20 protein-coding genes are annotated in these 20545 nt (G+C 58.6%); 17 read left to right on the forward strand and 3 right to left on the reverse strand.

What is annotated here, in order from left to right; genetic code table 11:
• The first annotated feature begins 222 nt into the window (after nucleotides 1–222).
• From H4V98_RS09710 to H4V98_RS09740, 7 genes are all read left to right on the forward strand, one after another.
• Nucleotides 223–555, forward strand: coding sequence for a hypothetical protein (locus H4V98_RS09710; RefSeq protein WP_196862933.1), 333 nt, complete (start codon nucleotides 223–225; stop codon nucleotides 553–555).
• A 122-nt stretch (nucleotides 556–677) separates the two neighbouring features.
• The gene (locus tag H4V98_RS09715) at nucleotides 678–1715 is read left to right on the forward strand and encodes an IS630 family transposase (RefSeq protein ID WP_036804692.1); all 1038 of its coding nucleotides are present in this window, start codon (nucleotides 678–680) and stop codon (nucleotides 1713–1715) included.
• Between the two features lie 33 nt (nucleotides 1716–1748).
• Nucleotides 1749–2321, forward strand: coding sequence for a hemerythrin domain-containing protein (locus H4V98_RS09720; protein WP_196862690.1), 573 nt, complete (start codon nucleotides 1749–1751; stop codon nucleotides 2319–2321).
• A gap of 193 nt (nucleotides 2322–2514) precedes the next feature.
• Nucleotides 2515–3231 (forward strand): Crp/Fnr family transcriptional regulator, encoded by a 717-nt coding sequence (locus tag H4V98_RS09725; RefSeq protein WP_196865135.1) that lies wholly within the window; start codon nucleotides 2515–2517, stop codon nucleotides 3229–3231.
• Nucleotides 3232–3437: 206 nt separating this feature from the next.
• Nucleotides 3438–4157: a Crp/Fnr family transcriptional regulator gene (locus H4V98_RS09730; RefSeq protein ID WP_196865136.1), complete on the forward strand. Its 720-nt coding sequence runs from the start codon at nucleotides 3438–3440 to the stop codon at nucleotides 4155–4157.
• Between the two features lie 611 nt (nucleotides 4158–4768).
• The gene (locus H4V98_RS09735) at nucleotides 4769–6721 is read left to right on the forward strand and encodes an ice-binding family protein (RefSeq protein ID WP_280757478.1); all 1953 of its coding nucleotides are present in this window, start codon (nucleotides 4769–4771) and stop codon (nucleotides 6719–6721) included.
• A 120-nt stretch (nucleotides 6722–6841) separates the two neighbouring features.
• A complete protein-coding gene (locus tag H4V98_RS09740) occupies nucleotides 6842–7972 on the forward strand; it encodes an outer membrane beta-barrel protein (RefSeq protein WP_196863800.1) in 1131 nt (376 codons plus the stop codon).
• Here H4V98_RS09740 and H4V98_RS09745 read toward each other — a convergent pair.
• Nucleotides 7947–8210: a hypothetical protein gene (locus H4V98_RS09745; protein WP_196863801.1), complete on the reverse strand. Its 264-nt coding sequence runs from the start codon at nucleotides 8208–8210 to the stop codon at nucleotides 7947–7949. The genes H4V98_RS09740 and H4V98_RS09745 overlap by 26 nt on opposite strands.
• A 30-nt stretch (nucleotides 8211–8240) precedes the next feature.
• Nucleotides 8241–8678, reverse strand: coding sequence for a hypothetical protein (locus H4V98_RS09750; protein ID WP_196863802.1), 438 nt, complete (start codon nucleotides 8676–8678; stop codon nucleotides 8241–8243).
• Here H4V98_RS09750 and H4V98_RS09755 point away from each other — a divergent pair.
• Together H4V98_RS09755 and H4V98_RS09760 are read left to right on the forward strand one after the other, a co-directional pair.
• Nucleotides 8677–9057 (forward strand): hypothetical protein, encoded by a 381-nt coding sequence (locus H4V98_RS09755; protein ID WP_196863803.1) that lies wholly within the window; start codon nucleotides 8677–8679, stop codon nucleotides 9055–9057. The two genes, H4V98_RS09750 and H4V98_RS09755, sit on opposite strands and share 2 nt — an antisense overlap.
• Before the next feature lie 569 nt (nucleotides 9058–9626).
• Nucleotides 9627–10604, forward strand: a complete 978-nt coding sequence (locus H4V98_RS09760) for a DHHA1 domain-containing protein (RefSeq protein WP_196863804.1) — start codon at nucleotides 9627–9629, stop codon at nucleotides 10602–10604.
• 63 nt (nucleotides 10605–10667) lie between these two features.
• On the opposite strand, the gene H4V98_RS09765 is transcribed toward H4V98_RS09760, so the two are convergent.
• The gene (locus H4V98_RS09765) at nucleotides 10668–11951 is read right to left on the reverse strand and encodes a phospholipase D-like domain-containing protein (RefSeq protein WP_196863805.1); all 1284 of its coding nucleotides are present in this window, start codon (nucleotides 11949–11951) and stop codon (nucleotides 10668–10670) included.
• A 172-nt stretch (nucleotides 11952–12123) separates the two neighbouring features.
• Between H4V98_RS09765 and H4V98_RS09770 the strand changes: the two genes are divergently transcribed.
• From H4V98_RS09770 to H4V98_RS09805, 8 genes are all read left to right on the forward strand, one after another.
• A complete protein-coding gene (locus H4V98_RS09770) occupies nucleotides 12124–12873 on the forward strand; it encodes a 16S rRNA pseudouridine(516) synthase (RefSeq protein ID WP_196863927.1) in 750 nt (249 codons plus the stop codon).
• A gap of 120 nt (nucleotides 12874–12993) precedes the next feature.
• Complete coding sequence (locus H4V98_RS09775; RefSeq protein WP_196863806.1) at nucleotides 12994–14019, forward strand: YncE family protein; 1026 nt, start codon at nucleotides 12994–12996, stop codon at nucleotides 14017–14019.
• A gap of 208 nt (nucleotides 14020–14227) precedes the next feature.
• Nucleotides 14228–15058 carry a polysaccharide deacetylase family protein gene (locus tag H4V98_RS09780; RefSeq protein WP_196863807.1) on the forward strand — a complete coding sequence of 277 codons (831 nt, stop codon included), beginning with the start codon at nucleotides 14228–14230 and terminating at the stop codon, nucleotides 15056–15058.
• 5 nt (nucleotides 15059–15063) lie between these two features.
• Entirely contained in the window at nucleotides 15064–16128 is a 1065-nt protein-coding gene (locus tag H4V98_RS09785) for a sterol desaturase family protein (RefSeq protein WP_196863808.1), read from the forward strand.
• A gap of 7 nt (nucleotides 16129–16135) precedes the next feature.
• Entirely contained in the window at nucleotides 16136–17068 is a 933-nt protein-coding gene (locus tag H4V98_RS09790; RefSeq protein ID WP_196863809.1) for an EI24 domain-containing protein, read from the forward strand.
• Nucleotides 17065–18036, forward strand: coding sequence for a molybdopterin-binding protein (locus tag H4V98_RS09795; protein WP_196863810.1), 972 nt, complete (start codon nucleotides 17065–17067; stop codon nucleotides 18034–18036). Before H4V98_RS09790 ends, H4V98_RS09795 begins: the two co-directional genes overlap by 4 nt.
• 230 nt (nucleotides 18037–18266) lie before the next feature.
• Entirely contained in the window at nucleotides 18267–19682 is a 1416-nt protein-coding gene (gene glnA / locus H4V98_RS09800) for a type I glutamate--ammonia ligase (protein ID WP_196863811.1), read from the forward strand.
• A gap of 301 nt (nucleotides 19683–19983) precedes the next feature.
• Nucleotides 19984–20496 (forward strand): hypothetical protein, encoded by a 513-nt coding sequence (locus tag H4V98_RS09805; protein ID WP_196863812.1) that lies wholly within the window; start codon nucleotides 19984–19986, stop codon nucleotides 20494–20496.
• Nucleotides 20497–20545: the final 49 nt, after the last annotated feature.

Consider the following 20545-nt stretch of genomic DNA (forward strand, 5'->3'; position numbering starts at 1 on the left):
GATATTCGGCAATACACAAGGTGCCCGACTGTCTTGCCTTGGCGCGCATTTCGCCGGCTTGTCCCACACGGTGCCAAGGCTGTACGAACTGTCTTACGCCAAAGCGCGAAGCTTGTTGGCTGCATTGCCCCGCTAGAGCGTCTATCTTGTAGTTGTTCAGGCAGGAGTTGATACCTGTCCTGATGGCTTTCGAGAAAATCGCAGCAGCAACAGGGGATACGCATGACTGAAAAACATCCACCATCCAGCACCGACGGCAAGACTCAAGTTTCGGGCCCTGCAACCAATGGCAACCTCGACAGCCAGTCGGTGGCAGGTGAGGAAGACCCGGGTGCCTCGCTGGATACATCTGGCAGTTTGCCGCCCAAACTGTTCGGAGCCACGGTTTCCTTGCCTTCCGACGCTGTGAATCCGGGCGACGAAGCGCCTGAAGGAATGTCCGGGACTGGCGAGGGAATCTGCCGCGCATGCGGTGGTTCAGGCCGCTTGGGCGACGCGGCCTGTCCGTCATGCAAAGGCAGCGGCAAGGTGATTGTCGGCATCGGCGGAGCATAACGGCCACTGGCAGATGCACCTTTTGCTGTCTGCAATTCTTAAATGCATGGATTCAATATTACCTACTATTGATACGGCCCAATGAAGTATGAACTTTATTGAATTTTCTCTATCGAAGAAAGATGGAAAAAGAAAATGCAAGAAAGCAGACGCTGGAGCAGCTTCACGAGCGGCGTAAGCAAGTCGTGAGGCTGCACAAAAGGGCAATAGGCATCATGCAAATTGTCTCCATGACGGGTCTGAGCTACCCGGCTGTGCGCAGGTGCATCGATCTCTTTGATGCGGGCGGCTGGCCGGCGATCCGACCGGCCTTGCGAGGGCGCAGCCAGGGTCTTGGGCGCACCCTGAGCCAAGCCCAGGAAGGCAACGTTCAGCGCAGCATCATCGACCAACGCCCTGAGCAGCTCAAGATGGATTTCTTCCTGTGGAGCCGGGCGGCCGTGGGCCAACTCATCGAGCAGGAGTACGGGGTCAAGCTGCAGGTGCGCAGCGTTGGCAAATACCTGGCCCGCTGGGGTTTTACTCCTCAAAAGCCTATCAAGCGCGCCTACGAACAAAACCCTGAAGCGGTGCAAGCCTGGCTCGAAGGGGAGTACCCGGCGATAGAGCAACGTGCCCGTCAGGAGGGCGCTGAAATCCATTGGGGTGACGAGACGGCGCTTGTCAACACGGATGTGCGCGGCAGAAGCTTTGCGCCCGCTGGGAAAACGCCCGTGGCCAGGACCATCGGCGGCACCCGGCAAAAGCTCTCGATGATTGCCACGGTGACCAACCAGGGAAAGACCCGCTGGATGATCATTGACGATGCGTTTGACGCGGACAAGCTCATCGAATTCTTGCAAGCGCTGATCAAGGATGCGGAAAAAAAGGTGTTTTTGATTTTGGACAACTTGCGGGTTCATCACAGCAAAATCGTCAAGGCGTGGGTGGCTGAACATAAGGAGGACATCGAACTGTTCTATTTACCCAGCTACAGCCCGCAACTCAACCCGGAGGAACGCCTGAACGCGGACCTCAAGCAAGAGTTGGGAAAGCGCGTACCGGTGCGCAGCAAAGCCAAATTACGCGATGCTGCCAATGAGCACATGACGTTGCTCGAACGCACGCCTGAGCGAGTTATCGCCTATTTCCAGGATCGGCGTGTTCGCTATGCCGCTTGATACTTCATCGGGCCGGATCAATAAGGATGCCCCATGAACTCAATCGCCAGTGCCTTCATGCCCAATGCCACCAACATGATTCGGCTGGACCACACCCACACGATGGCCACCTTCCATCAATACAGGATCAGCAGCAAACCACAGGTCAAGCGGGGGCTGGTCAACACCGTCTGCCTGGCGCTGGAAGTGCATGCACAACTGGAGGAAGAAATTTTCTATCCTGCAGTTCGTGAAGTCAGCGACAACGAGGCCATCAAGAAAGTGCTTCCCGAGCATGCAGAAATGAAGCGGCTGATAGCTTTGCTGCGCAACATGGAGCCTGGAGATGCCCGATATGACGACACCTTCATGGAGTTGATGCGTGACGTGATTCACCATGTGGCCGACGAAGAAACCCTGATTCTTCCCGAAGCCGAGCGGCTGCTGCAGGATCAGCTCGGTGAACTGGGCACCAAAATGATGAAGCGAAGGCTCGAGCTGGTGGCACCGCGCACCGCAGACATCGCGGTGAACATGGCGCGTGCCATGCCTGCACCATCGATTGCGATGTTGGCGGGTGCCGCCGCTGCCGGCGCACTGATTGGTCGGCGTTTGCTGCGTCGCTGAGCCACAAGCTTATTCGGTTGATACTTTGAGCAGCTGCTGGTACGGACTGACAAACATGATTTATTAATAGATTTCCAACAGCAGGAAATGTTCGCTAGCGAACATATCAAATTGACTAGCTTACTTATAATCAGTCTCATGCGAGATCACTACTCAGGTAGTAAATCAAGCTCGATTTACCCTGAAAGTTCTGATGCCTGTTTCTGCTGATCCCAAGAAAAACCAGTTACTCGCTGTTCTACCGGACGCCGAGTGGCAGCGTTTTTTGCCGCAGCTTGAGTGTGTCGAGATGCCGCTGGGCCAAGTGCTTTACGAATCGGGCAGCACGCTGAGCCATGTGTATTTCCCGACCACTTCCATTGTTTCGCTGCTGTACGTCATGGAAAACGGCGCTTCGGCTGAAATCGCCGTGGTGGGCCATGAAGGCGTCGTCGGCATTTCGCTGTTCATGGGTGGCGAGTCAACCCCCAGCCGTGCGGTGGTCCAAAGCGCTGGTCAGGGCTTCAGGCTCAAGGCCCAGGCGATCAAGGAAGAATTCAAGCGTACGCCAGTGTTGCACCTGCTGCTGCGCTACACCCAGGCGCTGATTACCCAAATGGCCCAGACCGCCGTATGCAATCGCCATCACTCGCTGGACCAGCAACTCTGCCGCTGGTTACTGCTGAGCCTGGACCGCTTGCCAGGCAATGAGCTGGTCATGACGCAGGAACTCATAGCCAACATGCTGGGTGTTCGCCGCGAAGGCGTGACCGAAGGTGCAATGAGTCTTCAAAAAGCCGGCTTGATCAGCTATTCGCGCGGCCGCATTCTGGTGCTGGACAGGCCGGGGCTTGAAAAGCGTACATGCGAATGTTATGCGGTGGTGAAGAAGGAATACGACCGGTTGCTTCCTAAAAAGGAACCGGTGTGAAATGTTCGCGAGAACCTGTCAGGCTATCAACCTGATCTGAAAAACTACGAGATTCCTGTCACTGAGCAATCTGACAGTCTGCTTTTTTGTGAGAATTTGTAGGTGTGGTGCATACTCTGTCATTCCGAATCGAACTGAATTTGTCAGCTGCGCGGCTTTGAACTTGCCCCTTCTCTGGAAGGGTCTGCAACACTCCGAAAGCCCGCATGAATGCCTTGGAAAATCACCTGATCGAACTGCTCCCCGTGGCCGACAGGAACCGCCTTTTGGCGCTTTGCGAACCGGTTGAACTGGTGCTTTCCGAAGTGCTGTGCGAACCCGGGAAACCAACCCGACATGTTTATTTCCCTACCCAAGGCTACATTTCACTGGTCGCGCTGGTAGATGGCAGCCCGGGCGTGGAAGTGGGCTTGGTGGGATGTGAAGGCATGCTGGGCGCGCAACTCGTGCTGGGCGTGGCAACCGTTCCGCTGCATGCGTTGGTGCAGGGTGAAGGCACTGCCTGGCGCATTGCCACCGTACCCTTCAAGCGTGAACTGGCGCGCAGTACCGCCCTGCGGCGCTGGCTGAACCGCTACCTTTATGTCCTCATGGTCCAGCAGGCAAGTTCTGCCGCCTGCCTGCGGTTTCACCTCATCGGTCAGCGCTTGGCGCGCTGGCTGCTGATGAGCCAGGACCGTGCCCATTCAGACCAATTTCACTTGACGCATGAGTTTCTGGCTTACATGTTGGGCATGCGCCGCGTCGGCATCACGGCAGCAGCCAGTGTGCTGCAGCGGGACGGACTGATCGAGTACCACCGCGGAGAAATCACCGTGCTGGACCGCCGTGGTCTGGAAGCCGCCGCTTGCAGTTGCTATGCCACCAGTGAGCAGACTTACAAAGCACTGCTGGGATCTGCTGCCAAGGCGTCCGTCGGACATTAACTGTCGCGCTAGGTGCGCTAGCGAACAGAAAAAATTGCATTAAACACTTACAAGCGTTTACATGCGAATGATTCGACGCCTGTTGATTTCTTGAGGTGACAGGGCACGGGTCGCCGCTGCTACAACTGTCAAACAAAACACCATGAACCATTTGATCTGCCATTCCACTGAATCTGGCCGCCTCCTGATTGCCAACACCGGGCATGGCCCCAGTCAGTTAGTCACGCATTGCGACTCAAGACTGGGATCTTCTGTTTTATGCAGCGACTGAACGTCTTGGACAATGCGCCCCCCTGTGCTGGCTACGGGCAGCGTGGCGCAGCAAACATCTTCTGTCATCAGATTTTCCAGTGATGTGCTGGAGTGCGTCGATGCCTTCAACCGGCTCCATGCGTTTCTCATTCAGCAACGGCCACGCCATGGCGAATGATGGAGTTATCAAATTGTTTTTTCTTGCAAATTTGATTGTTAGGTCATTTGTAGGACATGGCGCTAACATTTTTTAACGTTTACTTTTACAGTCGGATCGCTTACATAATCGCGCCCAGAACGCGTAAAAGTAGCGAATTTTCGTAACTGTCCTGCGCGTCCCTCACCAACAGGAACAAGAAATGAAACAACCCACAAGCCAGTACAGCCACCGCACGTGGCTGTCGGCACTGCTGCTGAGTGCCTTGGTGGCCGGATGCGGCGGTGGTGACAGTGGACGCGACCCCATCCTGGGTTCGGGCGCAACGGTCGTCTCGCCGGTGCCCGCCGCTGTAGCTCCTGCAGTCACCGACGTGAATCCTTCGAATGATTCCACGAGTGTCGCGATCAACCAAACCCTGATCACTGCCACCTTCAGCGAGCCGGTGTCACTGTCAGGCACTGGCGCTTTCACCCTGAGCTGCGCAGCGCCCTGCGTCGCTCCCGCAGGTATCGTGACGTTTGACGCGAGCCAGCAACAAGCTACCCTTGAACTCGCGCCTACCGCCACTCTGGCATCGTCCACGCGTTACACGGCCATGATCAGCGACGCAAAAAGCCTGGCCAGCGGCCTGCGCATGACGACCCCTTATGTATGGCGCTTCACCACAGGCGTTACTGCCGACACGACGCGGCCCCGCGTTTCCCTGACAGTTCCCGCCACGACTAAACCGGGTCCGTTGACCGGCGTGCCGGCCAATACGGCCATCAGCGCCGCGTTTACCGAAGCCATGGCGCCGGGCAGCCTGAACGCCGCCAGTTTCACCCTGACGTGCGCCGCACCTTGCGTATCGCCTTCAGGAACGGTGAGCTATTCGGGAGCCAGAAAAACCGCGTTTTTCAAGCCGTCTGCCGTGCTCACTGTGGGCACCACCTACACCGCCACCGTCACAAGTGCCGCGACCGACTTGGCGCGCAACCAGTTGGGCGGTAACCAGGCCGCACTGCCAGCGGCCAGCAACCATGTCTGGACCTTCACCGCAACAGCGCCGACAGCGCCCGGAAATGTCTCGGTTCTTTCCACCCGGCCTGGCTCCAACGCGGCCAACGTGTGCACGAATGCCAGTGTCAACGCAACTTTCAGTGTGCCCTCAGGTTTTGAAATGGATCCGGCCACCGTCAATACTGCTAGCTTCAACCTGACCGGCCCTGCGCTGACTCCCGTGGCTTCAGCATCCGTGGTGCTGGACGACGCCACCGGCCGCACGGCCACACTGAAGCCTGTGGCGCTGCTGACTGCCGGCGTGACGTACACCGCTGTGGTCAAGGGCGGTGTAAATGGTGTCAAGGACCTGGCCAATCCGGCCAATCCGATGGCTGCAAATTACCAGTGGACGTTTACCGCCGTCAATTGCACCCAGCCGCCCGTTCCGTCTGCCATCGTTCTGGGCGCGGCCAGCACCTTTGCCAGTTATGGCGGTACCGCAGGCATAACCAACCAAGGCATTGACACGGTCATCAACGGCGACATCGGCACCACCGCAGTATCGACTGGTGTGACAGGCCTGCACGACACCAACGGCAATGTCTACACCGTGACGCCGTTGAACGATGGTGCCGTGAATGGCAGCATCTACACTTATCCACCGGCTCCCGGCAATGCCACGACCAAAGCAATTGCCGACGCAGCCCTGAACGCCGCACAAAATGCCTATAACCAGCTCGTCGCAGTTCCACCCGGCGCTTATGCCGGTGCCGGCGAACTTGGCCTGCTGACGCTGGCTCCCGGCACCTACACTTCGGCCACGTCCTACCAGCTGACGCAGGGCGACCTGACGCTTGACGCACAGGGCGACCCGAATGCAGTGTTCATCTTCCAGATGGGCAGTTCGCTGACGGTCGGCATTGCCGGGCCCACAGGCGCGCGCAGCGTCATTCTGGCCAACGGCGCTCAGGCAAAAAATGTGTTCTGGCAGGTCGGCACCTCGGCCACCATCAATGGGGCCGGCGGCGGCTTCATGAAGGGCACCATCATTGCCCAGCAAGCCGTGACCTTCTCCACTGCCGGAAATGCCAAGCTCACGGTGCTTGATGGCCGTGCATTGAGCCTGATCTCCGGCGTGACCATGGTGAATACACATATCAACCTGCCTTGACCGGTTGGAGGTGCTGAAGACCGGCAAGGCGATGGTTTCGCCGGCTTCACTCCTCAAGGCGTGCCTGGCATAGCGGTCAAGCGCAAAGACCAATGATTCAAATCCTGTCTGGAGAAAAACATGAAGTTAATTAAAGTCACAAGTGTGCTCGGCCTGGCCGCGCTGGCGACACTTGCCTGCCCGGGCGTGATGGCGCAAGGCCAGGATGCGGGCTGGTACGGCGGGGCCAACGTGGGCCGCTCGGCTGCCACCATCGACGACGAGCGGATCAACCGAGGCCTGTTGGGCAGCGGCTTCAGCGCCAGCACCCTTGTCGATGCCGACCGCTCCACTGGTTACAAGATTTTTGGCGGCTACCAGCTTAACCGGAACTTTGCGATTGAAGGCGGCTATTTCGACCTTGGGAATTTCGGCTACACCGCCACCACTGTGCCGGCCGGAACGCTTGATAGCCGCATCAAGCTGCGTGGCCTGAACCTTGACCTGGTTGGCACCGTTCCCCTGAGCGAAAAGTTTTCAGTGTTTGGCCGGGCTGGGCTGAATTACGCGCAGGCGCGAGATTCCTTCAGCGGCACGGGCGCCGTCCAGGTGGCCAATTCCAACCCGCGCAAGAACGACACCAACTACAAGCTTGGCTTCGGGCTTCAATATGCCTTGAGCGAGTCGCTTGCCGTGCGTGCCGAGGCCGAGCGTTATCGCATCAACGATGCGATTGGCAACCGGGGCCACATTGACCTGGTTTCAGTCGGCCTGATCTACCGCTTTGGCGCAAAGAGCCAGGCACCCGCGCCACGCATGGCCGCCGCCGAGCCGGTCCGGCAAGTTGTGGCCGTAACACCTCCGCCACCGCCGCCGCCACCCGTGGCGCAATTTGAAAAGTACACCTTGTCGGCCACCGAACTGTTTGCTTTTGACAGTGCCGAGCTGCGCATGCCGCAGATGCGGCTTGACGAAATCGCCAGTGCGCTGGGGCGCCATGCCGAGGTCAACGACGTCGTCATCACCGGCTACACCGACCGCATTGGCTCCAGTGCCTACAACCAGAAGCTGTCCGAGCGTCGCGCTGAGGCCGTCAAGACCTACTTGGCCAGCAAAGGTGTTGGCGCTGCGCGGCTGAAGGCCCAGGGCAAGGGCGAAGCCGATCCGGTCATGGCTTGCACCGAAAGGCAGCGTCCTGCATTGATCAGGTGCCTGGAGCCTAACCGGCGGGTAGAGGTTGAAAACATCACGATCGAACGCCGAGTGCAATAGCCCGGCCGGGAAACCCCCCGGACAGTACCCGGAAAATGACAAAAAAGGCGCTTTCTGCGCCTTTTTTCATGGCTGTTCTCAAAAACCTTAAGCTGAAACTGTTCGTTCCTCCTGACAACGATTCGAGGGAAAATCCTACAGTTGTGTCATTCATTTTTAAAAAAATATAGTTGTGGCGAAAAGTGTGCAGCAAAGCATCTGCAAACATCGGCCGCGCACCGGTGAATTGCCACGCCACATCCGTAAAGCCAGCGCCGGTGCGGATTTTTCAAGTTGTGAACATTGTTATCCACAGCGTGGCGCACAGAATGCATGGCCAATTTGCAGCCAGCGACGGGCCAAAACACCCAACAGCGGGACTGTTTGCGAGGGACTTGAAAAACAGGTTTTCATTGGCAAACAAGGCATTTTTGTCCTTCATGCGGTAATAGCCCTGGTGCTTTGAAAGGCACCGCCCGGCAAGCCAGTGCTGGCGCGGCTTCCGGGGTTTTTGAACAATGTTATGCACAGGGTGGTCCACAGTAATTGGGGGTAATTCATACGGTTGATAAGGCAAGTTTTTGCGGTCACGGTTGTGCGCTGAGGTGTTCGATACCAAGCGTCTGTGCGTACTGGCGGGCATGGCTGGTTTTTTTTGCTGAACACACCATAAAAAGGACAAAGGCTTAACCTCGCAGCCTTGATCAAGAATTTCAGGTGCAGTCATGAACTGGTTTAAAAAAATTCCGCATCACAACCGCGCCGCCAGTGGTCTAGAATGGCGGCTGTGGCGCAGGCTGCCGCTGATTGCCCTGGCGGGCACGGCGCTGCCTTTGGTGTGCCTTGTGGCGGTGCACCTGATGGACGAACCGGTTCCTGATGCCGCTGAGGCGCGCTGGATTCAAATGATGGATTACGTGGTCGGCGGTGTGATCATTTTCCACTGGTCCATGGTCCTGACCGTCGGCATTGGCTGCATCATCGTGATGGTGATGAAGGGCCCCGGCTATGTGGCCGATGGCTACCGGGTGTCGCACAGCGACCAGCCGCGCACCGCGCGCGAAACCGACGAAGAGGTATCGGCTTACCGCCTGCCCGATGCCTGAATAAGGCTTTTTCCACCGCTGGTGTCTTGTGGCGCCGGTAAAGCGATACCTGAACAGCATCATGTCAAATGCATCTGCTGCGTGATTTCCATGCCGGTGCGTCCAACCCGATCCCGGCTCAGGACCCAGCCAGCATGCCCCAAGTGCAAACAGCACCAATATTGTCAAAATTGATAGCTGCTAATGCCCTGCTGGAAAGCGCTACATGTAGTTTTTACTAACATTCAGGTAGATCATCAGTTTGGACTGGTCAATTTTCGGGCACCACTCTGCAGGCCAATGGCAGCGCGGCTTTCGAGGCTTGTGAACATTGTTATCCACAGCTTCGCCCACAGAAAGGGAGGACAAGTTTGCGCCATACGTTGTCAAGCCTCTGGAGTTGTCGCGTGACCTGCTTTTAAACAGCCGGGTGGCATTGAGCGCAGTGGACGTTCATGGCGAATAAAAACGATGCGCCCCTGACTCCTGTCTTGCTGATCAATTCTGGTTCAGGTTTCCCCGCCCGGAATGACAGGGCTTGTCCTTGCCGCAAGGGGCAAGGCGCATCGCAAGGCGACAATTCACGCATCATGAAAACCATTCTTCCCCTGCAACTCCTCGTGGCGCCTGACCTGAATGACCCGCAGCCGCTCATCATTTACCATGGCCGAAAATGTCCTGACGGCTTCGGCTCGGCTTTGGCCGCCTGGTTTTTTTATGCTGGAAAAGCCGAATTCCTGCCGCTTGACCATGGCGACATCAAGTCGGTCGATGATCTGCCCGCGCTGGCAGGCCGCGCCGTCTATATCCTCGACTTCTCGTTTTCGGCCGACATCCTGCACGGTATCGAGGAACGTGCTTCAAAGCTGGTCATGCTCGACCACCACAAGAGCGCCGCTGAAAAGCTGACCGGCTTTGCCTGCCGCTGCGGCGTGGTGCATTTCGACATGGACAAGTCCGGCGCCCGGCTGGCCTGGGAGTTTTTTCATCCCGACAAGCCGGTACCTGATCTGGTGCGCTTTATTGAAGACCGTGACATCTGGGTCTGGCAGTACCCCGAAAGCGCCGGCTTTCTGGCCGCGCTCGACATGGAGCCGCTCGACTTTGCCCGCTGGGCCGAGATTGCGAATTTCAGCCCCGAGCAGACCGCCCATTTCATGGCGCGCGGCCAGGCCATGGACGAGAAATTCAAAAAACTCGTCGCGGACATGGCCGACTCTGCCCAGCCTGTCGTTTTTAATGGGCACAGCGGCTTGATGATCAACGTGCCGGGCGTGTTCCACAGCCTGATCGGCAACATGCTGTCTGAAAAAAGCGGCACCTTCGCCATGATGTGGAATGTCGGCAAGAGCGGCGGTGTGAAAGTCGGCCTGCGTTCTCAACGCAGCTTTGACTGCATTCCACTGGCTGAAAGCATGGGCGGCGGCGGGCATGCACAGGCTTGCGGCTTCAAGATGGGCATTGATCGCCTGCCCGAGTTGCTGAGCGGCGTGTTCAATGCCAGTGCCACTCCTTTGGCCCCGCAGGAAGCGCTTGGTGCGCCTCTTGACAGCGTTTTGCCCAAGTAGTTGAAGGGCGAAAGGGGGAGGGCGGAGGGGAGGGGTTTTTTAGATGATCTGGTCAGCACGCTGTCACAACTGGGATTCCAGCAGCAAGGCCAGCCGCTCCATGAATTTTTCCTTCAGCGGCCGGGCAGCCCATAGGTCGTACGTCACCTGGCGGGAATTTTTCAGGTCGTCCTCGAAAATACGCGTCTGGCGCTCTGCAAAAGCCGTGTCGTAAATGTTCAGGTTGGCTTCGTCGTTCAGGCGAAACGACCGGTTGTCAAAATTGGTTGAACCCACCGACACCAGCAGCTTGTCCACGATCATCACCTTGCAGTGGTACATGCTGGGAATGTATTCATGGATCTCGGCGCCGGCCTTGAGCAGCGGCCCCCAAGTGCCGCGAGAGGCTGCACGCACCGTTTCGGTGTCGATGATTTCTCCAGGCGTGATGACGCGGATTTTCACGCCGCGCTTGAGCGCATCGACCAATGCCTGGGTGGTGAGGTCGTCGGGGACAAAGTAAGCGCTGGACAGGTCAATTGCATCCTTTGCGGCAGTGATGGACAACTGGTACATCAGCTGCATGCTTTCGCTGCCGCCCGAAGGCGAGCTTGAAAAAACCTGGGCGTCGCTGTTGCCCAGGGCTTGCAGCGCCGGAAAGTAATTCTCGCCGTGCATGACCTGGCCGGTGACCTTGAGCCAGTTCTCCATGAACACCGCTTGCATCTGGGCAACCGCCGGGCCTTCGATGCGGAAATGGGAGTCGCGCCAGTGGTCGGCATCCTGGCCGTTGCCGGTCCATTTGGGGGCAATGCCGACGCCGCCAGTGAATCCGGTCTTGCCATCGACCACCAGCAGCTTGCGGTGGGTTCGGTTGTTGAGCCGGTGCAGGCTGTACCAGGTCGGCTTGTGAAACTTCTCGATCTGCACGCCCGCGTTGCGCATTTCGTCCAGAAAGCTGTCGTCGATCTTGGCGCTGCCGACCCAGTCCAGCAGCACATTCACTTTGACCCCCGCCTTGGCACGCTCGGACAGCGCACTGGCAAACTCGCGGCCAATGTCGCCTGACCAGTAGATATAGGTTTCAAAGGTGATGGTCTGCTGCGCGCTGCGGATCGCCGACAGCATGGCCGGGAAAATCTGATCTCCATTGATCAGCTCCTGCACCTGGTTGCCGCCGACAAGTGGCGGACCCAGCAGCGAGCCGATGGCGCGTCGAAACTGCGGATCGTGGGTTGAATACAGGCGTGGCAATTCCTGACTGACGTCTTTTTCACCGCTGCTGAAGTTGATCACCGCCAGCAGGCTGATCAGGGTCAGAAAAAACGTGGCAGCAACGGCCAGCGCAAGGCGTTTTTTTTTAATCATCGTGAATTGGCAGGGTTTTAATGGAAGAAGAGTGGCCTTAATGCCGTCTGAACAGGTTCAAGCTCAAGCATTATTCGACAGGCGGGCGATTTTGTCGAAAGCCGATTCCCTACAGGTCGGTAGTCCGGCAGCCTGATCGCCGGGCGACAATAGCGCCATGGCAAAAACACACATGCAATTGCAGGAAATTCTTTTTTCACAGGGGTTTGGCACGCGGCGCGTCTGCGCGGGGCTGGTTCAACAGGAATTTGTGACGGTAGCGGGCGTTCCTGTTGATGATCCAGCTATGGATTTCGTAGCTGACAGCCTCCAGTTCACGGTGCAGGGCGTGGCGTGGGAATACCACGAAAAAGCCTACCTGATGCTGCACAAGCCGGCGGGCTACGAATGCTCGCAAAAGCCGAGCACTTATCCGAGCATCTACACGCTGCTGCCCGCGCCGATCCGCCAGCGCGGCGGCGGTGCGGCAGCGGGCGTGCAGGCGGTCGGGCGGCTCGACCAGGACACCAGCGGGCTGCTGCTGCTGTCGGACGACGGCAAATTCATTCACCGCATGAGTTCGCCCAAACACCATGTGCCCAAGGTCTACCAGGTCAGGGCCAAGCACCCGGTGGACGCGCAGCAGGTCGGCAAGCTGCTGGCCGGCGTGGTGCTGGACGACGACCCCAAGCCGGTTCGGGCGGCTGCCTGCGAGCAGACCGGCGAATCGCAGCTGAGCCTGACGCTGACCGAAGGAAAATACCACCAGGTCAAGCGCATGATTGCTGCTGTGGGCAACCGGGTGGAAGAGGTGGGCGGCCTTCACCGTTCCTGCATCGGCTCGCTGGCGCTGCCCCCAGACCTCAAGCCCGGTGAATGGCGCTGGCTGACAGCGCACGACCTGGCCAGCATTGCCGGCATCGCTGCCAAGCCGCCGGCCTGACGTTTCGTCACCCATAGTCGCAAGGGCTTGCGTGGCTCGCAAGGCTTTCAATTCACCTTGGCAAGAGCTGTTTATTGCCGGCCGCTACACTACCGGACTGATCTTGGAAAGAACCGTTCTGTGAATGCTTATTCCCGTTTTCCGTCTGTTTGCATGGCGGCTTTTTCAGCCTTGCTGTGCTTGTCCGCATCTGCACAAACTGCCGCAGTTCCGGCCGCTGCGCCGGCAACGGCCGTGATCACCACGCCGGTGTTCGTGCTCAACTCTCTGGAAGACAGCGTCAGCGTGATCAATCCGGCGACCTGGACCGAAGTCAAGCGCATCGAGACTGGCAAGCAGCCACACCATCTGTACCTGACGCCGGACGAAAAATCGGTGATTGTGGCCAACGCGCTGTCGGATTCGCTGACTTTCATTGATCCGAAAACGGCTGAGGTCCAGCGCACCGTGCGCGGCATCATCGACCCTTACCACCTGCGGTTTTCACCCGACATGAAGTGGTTCGTGACGGCTGCCAACCGCCTCAACCATATCGATATTTTTCACTGGGATGGCAAGGACATGACGCTGGCCAAGCGCATCCCCACCGGCAAGACGCCCAGCCATTTGTGGATCGACAGCAATAGCAGCACGATTTATTCGACCATGCAGGAAAGCGACGAACTGATCGCCATCGACATTGCCACGCAGACCATCAAGTGGCGCACCGCCACCGGCTCGACGCCCGCAGACGTGTTTGGCATGGCCAATGACAAATTCGTGCTGGTGGCCCTGACCGGCGGCGACGGCGTCGAGGTGTATGACGTGAGTGGCAAGGAGCCCAAGCGCGTCAAGTTCATCAAGACGGCGATGGGCGCGCACGCCTTTCGCGCCTTCGGCGACAAGCGACACCTGTTGGTCAGCAACCGGGTGGCCAACACCATCAGCATGATCGATTTGCAAACGCTCGAAGTGGTGAACAGCTTTCCGGCACCTGGCGGCCCCGACTGCATGGACGTGAGCCGTGACTTGAGCCAGATCATCGTCACCTCGCGCTGGATTCGCAAACTCACTTTCATCGACGTGGCCAGCCGCAAGGTGGTGCGTCAAATCAACGTTGGCAGGAGTCCGCATGGCGTCTGGACGCTCGATCATTCGCCAAGGTAGGTGGCCCCCACGGTCGCTCACATCGTGTAGCTCCCTGCCCCCCGAGGGGGCCACTTTGCCTGCGGCCCGGCAAAGCCGGTTCCGCGGCCCTGGCTGGTGGAAGCGGGCCACTTTTCACGACGCCTGGCTGATCGCTGCGCCTGCGGCCCGGCCAAGCCAGTTCCGCCGCCATGGCTTGGGTATGCGGCTTGTTCAATTGCTATTTGCTATGTTTTCAATAGCTAATTACGCTTATGCAGAAAGCGCGAACAGCCAATTAGATTTAAAAAACTCGGATGAGCGGCCTTCTTGCAAGCCGGTCTACCTGACGCTGGACACCGGCCACATGGAAGTGGCGCCGCTGATTGCCGACGTGTTGAAACGCCATCAGGTCAGGGCCACTTTCTTTGCCGCCAACGAGCGCACCAAGACCGGCGATGGCAGCCTGGGAGCGTACTGGGCGCCCTGGTGGAAAGCGCGGGCGGCGGAGGGCCACGAGTTCGCCTCGCACACGTTCGACCACACCTACTGGCGGGCCGACGTGCCGGGCGCCTCGGGCGCGCCGACGCAGTTCAGAGTACGCCCTTCGGCGGGGCCATCCGAGGGCAATACATTCACCTGGACAGCCAGGCAATATTGCGAGGAAATAAGCCGCTCCAGCGCGCGCCTGCAGGACATCACTGGCAAGAAGCCTTTGCCGCTGTTCCGCGCACCTGGCGGCAAAACCTCTGGGCCGCTTCTGGCAGCGGCGCGGTCGTGCGGCTTCGCGCATGTGGACTGGTCTCCGGCCGGCTTTCTGGGGGACGAGTTGCCCAGCGAAAAATACCCCAACGCCGCGCTGCTGAACAAGGCGCTGAAGGATGTCCGTTCGGGCGACGTGCTGTTGGCGCACCTGGGCATCTGGTCACGCCAGGACCCGTGGGCGCCCGCCGTGCTGGAGCCCTTGATCACTGGCCTGCAGGCGCAAGGCTTTTGCTTCAAGACGCTGCGCGAGCATCCGCAGTACCAGGCGTGGATTGAAACGCACTCGCCTGTTTTGACAACCCAGACGGGGAAATAACGGCGATGGACTGGTTGACTGGAATTTTCGCAAGTGTTCAGGGCTGGTTGTTCCAGACGCTGGTGCAGCCCGCACTCTTCGCGCTCGACATGGCCAGCCTGTTTGAAGACGCGTATGCAGCGACGGCCTGGTTCATGATGGGCGTCCTGCAGGTCACCGTCCTGCTGGCAGTGATCGGTCCGCTGCAGCGCTGGCGACCGGTCGAGGCCATGGACTCGCCCGCCGACCGGGCCAGTATCCGCATTGATGTGATGTACACGCTGATTCACCGGCTCGGGCTGTTCCGGCTGGCGCTTTTCTTCACGTTGGACCCGTGGTTTGATGCGGCCTTTGGCGCGCTGCGCACTGCCGGCTATGGCACCTTTCACTTGGACCAGCTGTGGCCCGGCGTGACCGACCAGCCCGTCGTGAGCCTGCTGATCTACCTGCTGGTGTTTGACTTTGTCGCCTACTGGACGCACCGTGGCCAGCATCAGCTGGACTGGTGGTGGCGGCTGCATTCGCTGCACCATTCGCAGCGGCAGATGACGATGTGGAGCGATAACCGTAACCACTTGCTCGACAGCATCCTGCTCGACACAGTAGTCGTGGTCATTGCGCAACTGATCGGCGTGGCGTCGGACCAGTTCATCCTGATCGTCGTGCTGACGCAATTGAGCGAAAGCTTTCAGCATGCCAACGTGCGGCTGTGGTTTGGCCGGATCGGTGAGCGGCTCTGGGTCAGCCCGCGCTTTCACCGGCTGCACCACAGCATCGGCCTGGGACATGAAGCCCCCACGCTCCCCACTGCGTGTGGTTCGCTGCCCCCCGGGGGGGCGCTGCGCCTGCGGCCCGGCAAAGCCGGTTCCGCGGCACCTGCTGGTGAAGACAATGCGTACGCTCCCAGACTCGGGGGGCACAATTTTGGCGTGCTCTTGCCGTGGTGGGACATGCTGTTCGGTACGGCCAATTTCGAGCATCGCTACGACCCCACCGGCGTGCGCGACCAGGTCGAGAAGCAGCGCGACTACGGCAGCGGTTTCTGGTCGCAGCAGTGGCTGGGCGTGAAGCGGTTGTTCGGGCGCGCATGAAGCTTTCATGAACACCATGCTGGATTCCTTCTGGCGGGCGGTGATGTACTGCCTGCATCCTCGCGTCATTGCGCTGTCGATCCTGCCCGTCATCATCATGGGCGTGCTGTCGCTGACGCTGGGCTACTTTTACTGGGAAGACGCATTGTTCGCGGTGCGCGCCAGCCTGGAAAGCTTCGAGCTGGTCAACGCCATGGTGCACTGGCTTGAAGGCATCGGGCTAGGCAGCCTGCGCCTGGTGCTGGCGCCGGCGCTGGTGCTGTTTCTGTCCATTCCGGTGATTGTCATCGTGACCCTGCTGCTGGTGGCGGTCTTCATGACGCCCAGCATGGTCGCACTGGTGGCAAGCCGGCGGTTTCCGCAGCTCGAGCGTAAAAAGGGCGGCTCGATGCTGGCCAGCATCGTCTGGTCGCTGGGCTCGACCTTGCTGGCCATCGTGGCGCTGGTGGCGACAGTCCCGCTGTGGCTGGTGCCGCCGCTGATTTTGATCCTGCCACCGCTGATCTGGGGCTGGCTCACTTATCGCGTGATGTCCTACGATGCCCTGGCCGACCATGCCAGCCTCGAAGAACGCGAGCAGTTGTTCCGCGAAAACCGCCTGCCCCTGCTCGGCATTGGCGTGCTCAGCGGCTACCTTGGTGCAGCGCCCAGCCTGCTCTGGGCGTCGGGTGCCATGTTCATCGCCATGGCGCCCATCGTGGTACCGCTGGCGATCTGGATTTACACCCTGGTATTTGCTTTTTCATCGCTCTGGTTTGCACATTACTGCCTGGCCGCGCTGGAACAGCTTCGCAAGAGAAATGCTACTACAGCACAGGCGCTGTCAGCACAAGCTGCTACCGAATTAATAGTTGACGAGTCGCATGCACGCAGCTTGCCACGCGCATCAGCTGGCGGCTTGCCGGATTCATCGACCCAACCCCAGGACCCTTTCGCATGACCCCTCAATTCGGACTCATCATCATTGGCGATGAAATTCTTTCAGGCAAGCGCAGCGACAAGCATTTGCCCAAAGTCATTGAACTGCTGGCCGCCAGAGGTTTGTCGCTGGCTTATGCCGAATACGTCGGCGATGACCCGGAGCGCATCACCGCAACGCTGGCGCGTGCCTTTGCCACCAGCCGCGCGACGGGCGATGTGGTGTTCTGCACCGGCGGCATCGGCGCTACGCCGGACGACCACACCCGCCAGTGCGCGGCTCGGGCGCTGGGCGTGGAACTGGCACTGCACCCCCAAGCCAAACAGCTGATCGAAGAACGCATACGTGACACCGCGAAAGAGCAGGGCGCCGCCTACGAGCCCGATCGTCATGACAACCTGCACCGCCTGAACATGGGCGTGTTCCCCCTCGGCGCCGAGATCATTCCCAATCCCTATAACAAGATTCCAGGTTTCAGCTGCTTCGTTGAGCCCCAGGATGGCGGCTTGTCCCCGGCAGGACCAACTGCATCAGCAGGCAGCGCGGAATTGGAGGCGCAGGCCAGCCAGCCCGGGCCGAAGGACCCGCTTTGCCGGAATGCATCCTCGGTGGGCAGCGAGTCACACGCAGTGGGCAAGCGTGGCGGCATCCACTTCTTTCCAGGGTTTCCCGTCATGGCATGGCCCATGCTGGAATGGGTGCTGGACCACCACTTTGCCGATCTGCATCAAACCTCGGGCGCGGTTGAAAAATCGGTCATCGTGATGGGGTCGATGGAAGCCACATTGACGCCGCTGATGCTCGCGATCGAAGCCGATCATGCCGGCGTCAAAGTGTTCAGTCTGCCCAGCGTTGACCATCCGCAATACGGCCGCCATATTGAACTTGGTGTCAAAGGTCCTGTAGAAGCGGTCAACCGTGCTTATCCCGCGTTGCTGGCAGGCCTGCACCAATTCAACCTGCAACTTGGCCCTGAATTGGTGCGTTAAGCACAATGTCGTCAAATCGATCCAGTAATTGCACACAAACGGTGCATTTTTGGTTTTTTTTCAAAACGGCTGTTTCAAAACAAGTCAATCACCATTCCATAGCGACAATAGTGTCGGCACAATAACGGGTTTAGCCAAAAATCCCGGCGTTCTCGGCTTTGGCACAAAAAGTGCATTCGAAAAAACCGAGACGAATTTTTAAACCACTACCTATCACAGGAGATTCTTGAATGGCAAAGACCGTCGCTGACGTCATGAACATGGTCAAGGAAAACGAAGTCAAGTTCGTTGACTTCCGTTTTACCGACACCCGGGGCAAACAGCACCACACCACGGTGCCCGTGTCTCATTTTGATGAGAATAAATTCACCGACGGCCATGCATTTGACGGTTCGTCCATCGCCGGCTGGAAGGGTATTGAAGCCTCGGACATGCAACTGATCCCCGATCCGAGTACGGCCAACATTGATCCGTTTTTTGAGGAAACGACGCTGATCATGACGTGCGACGTGATCGAACCGACGGACGGCAAGGCCTATGAGCGTGATCCTCGCTCCATCGCCAAGCGCGCAGAAGCCTATCTGAAGTCCACCGGCCTGGCCGACACCGCTTACTTCGGACCCGAGCCAGAATTTTTCATCTTCGACGGCGTGCGCTGGAGTACCGAGCCAAACCACAGCTTCTACGAGATCGAAGAATACGAAGCACCATGGAACACCGGCACCAAACTCGAAGGTGGCAACCGCGGGCACCGTCCCACTGTCAAAGGCGGCTACTTTCCCGTGCCTCCCGTGGACAGCACGCAGGACATGCGCGCTGAAATGTCCCTGATTCTTGAGTCGTTGGGCATTCCGGTCGAGGTGTTCCACCATGAAGTCGGCGGTGCTGGCCAAAACGAGATTGGCACGCGTTTCTCGACCCTAGTCGAGCGCGCTGACTGGACCATCCTGCAAAAGTATGTGGTGCACAACGTGGCCAATGCCTACGGCAAGACCGCCACCTTCATGCCCAAGCCCTACGCTGGCGACAACGGCTCTGGCATGCATGTGCACCAGTCGGTCTGGAAAGACGGCAAAAACCTGTTTGCTGGCGACGGCTACGCCGGCCTGAGCGACTTTGCGCTGCATTACATCGGCGGCATCATCAAGCATGCCAAAGCCCTGAATGCCATCACCAACCCCGGAACCAACAGCTACCGCCGCCTGGTGCCGCACTTCGAGGCTCCGGTCAAGCTGGCTTACTCAGCCAAGAACCGCTCGGCGTCGATCCGCATTCCCTACGTGGCCAATCCCAAGGGCCGCCGCGTCGAAGCACGCTTCCCCGATCCGCTGATGAACCCTTACCTGGGTTTTGCGGCCCTGCTGATGGCCGGCATGGATGGCGTGGAAAACAAAATCCACCCGGGCGAAGCCGCCACCAAGGACCTCTACCATCTGCCGCCAGAAGAAGACAAGCTGGTGCCTACCGTCTGCCATAGTCTGGACCAGGCGCTGGAAGAACTGGACAAGGACCGCGCATTCCTGACCAAGGGCGGTGTGTTCACCGACAGCATGCTCGATGCCTACATCGAATTGAAGATGGGCGAAGTCAACCGCACCCGCGTTGAAGTCTCCCCGGTCGAATTCGACATGTACTACTCGCTGTAAAAAGCGTCAATCCCACCTGCATCCCTGAAGCAGGCGGCCCGGTAAAAAGGATGGTTTGCGCCATCCTTTTTTCATGGCGGCATGGGTTTGACACTTGCATGATTTTGTATTCTTGACGCTTTGCAGCATACTCATTGCGTTTGCAGGCCAATGCGAGATCAGGCGCTAAGGCGCAGACAGTGCCGATGCACCGCAAGGCGAAGCAACAACCTGTCGGATTGATTTGAAATTGGAATCACAGGCAATTTCTGCATCCACCCTGCAACCAACTGCAAGCGCTTTTAGACGCTGTAATCCTTCCATGAAAATTCTCTGTTCCCTGTCCATTTTTTCCATGCTGCTAATCGGTGCAGGCCCCAACGCCTGGGCACAACAGATTTACCGCTGCGTTGGCGCCGGTGCCGGCGCGCCTGAATACATCAACAACGTCAAGGATGCGCAATCGCGCAACTGCACTGTGGTTTCCGGCGGCAATGTCACGGTGGTGCAGGGCACGCCAGTGCCGAAGGCGCCAGCGCGCGTGGCCACCACCCCTGCGCCGGCCAATTCGCGTGCGGACAGCAGCCCCGACCAGCGGGCGCGCGACAGCGATTCACGCATCATCCTGGAGTCGGAGCTCAGGAAATCTGAAGCCCGGCTGGCTGAACTGGAAAAGGAATACAAGAATGGCGAGCCCGACAAGCAAGGCATCGAGGGGCGCAACTACCAGCGTTACCTTGACCGTGTCAGTGACATGAAAGACAGCATTGCGCGCAGCCAGAGCGACATTGCCGGCCTGAAGCGCGAAATTTCCCGCTTGCCAGCGTCAAATTAAGCGGGATAGCGCCGCTTATGGATGAAAATAAGGCTTTTTGAAAAAGCCA

This window comes from Polaromonas sp. CG_23.6 (genome assembly GCF_029892315.1).
GTDB lineage: Bacteria > Pseudomonadota > Gammaproteobacteria > Burkholderiales > Burkholderiaceae_C > Polaromonas.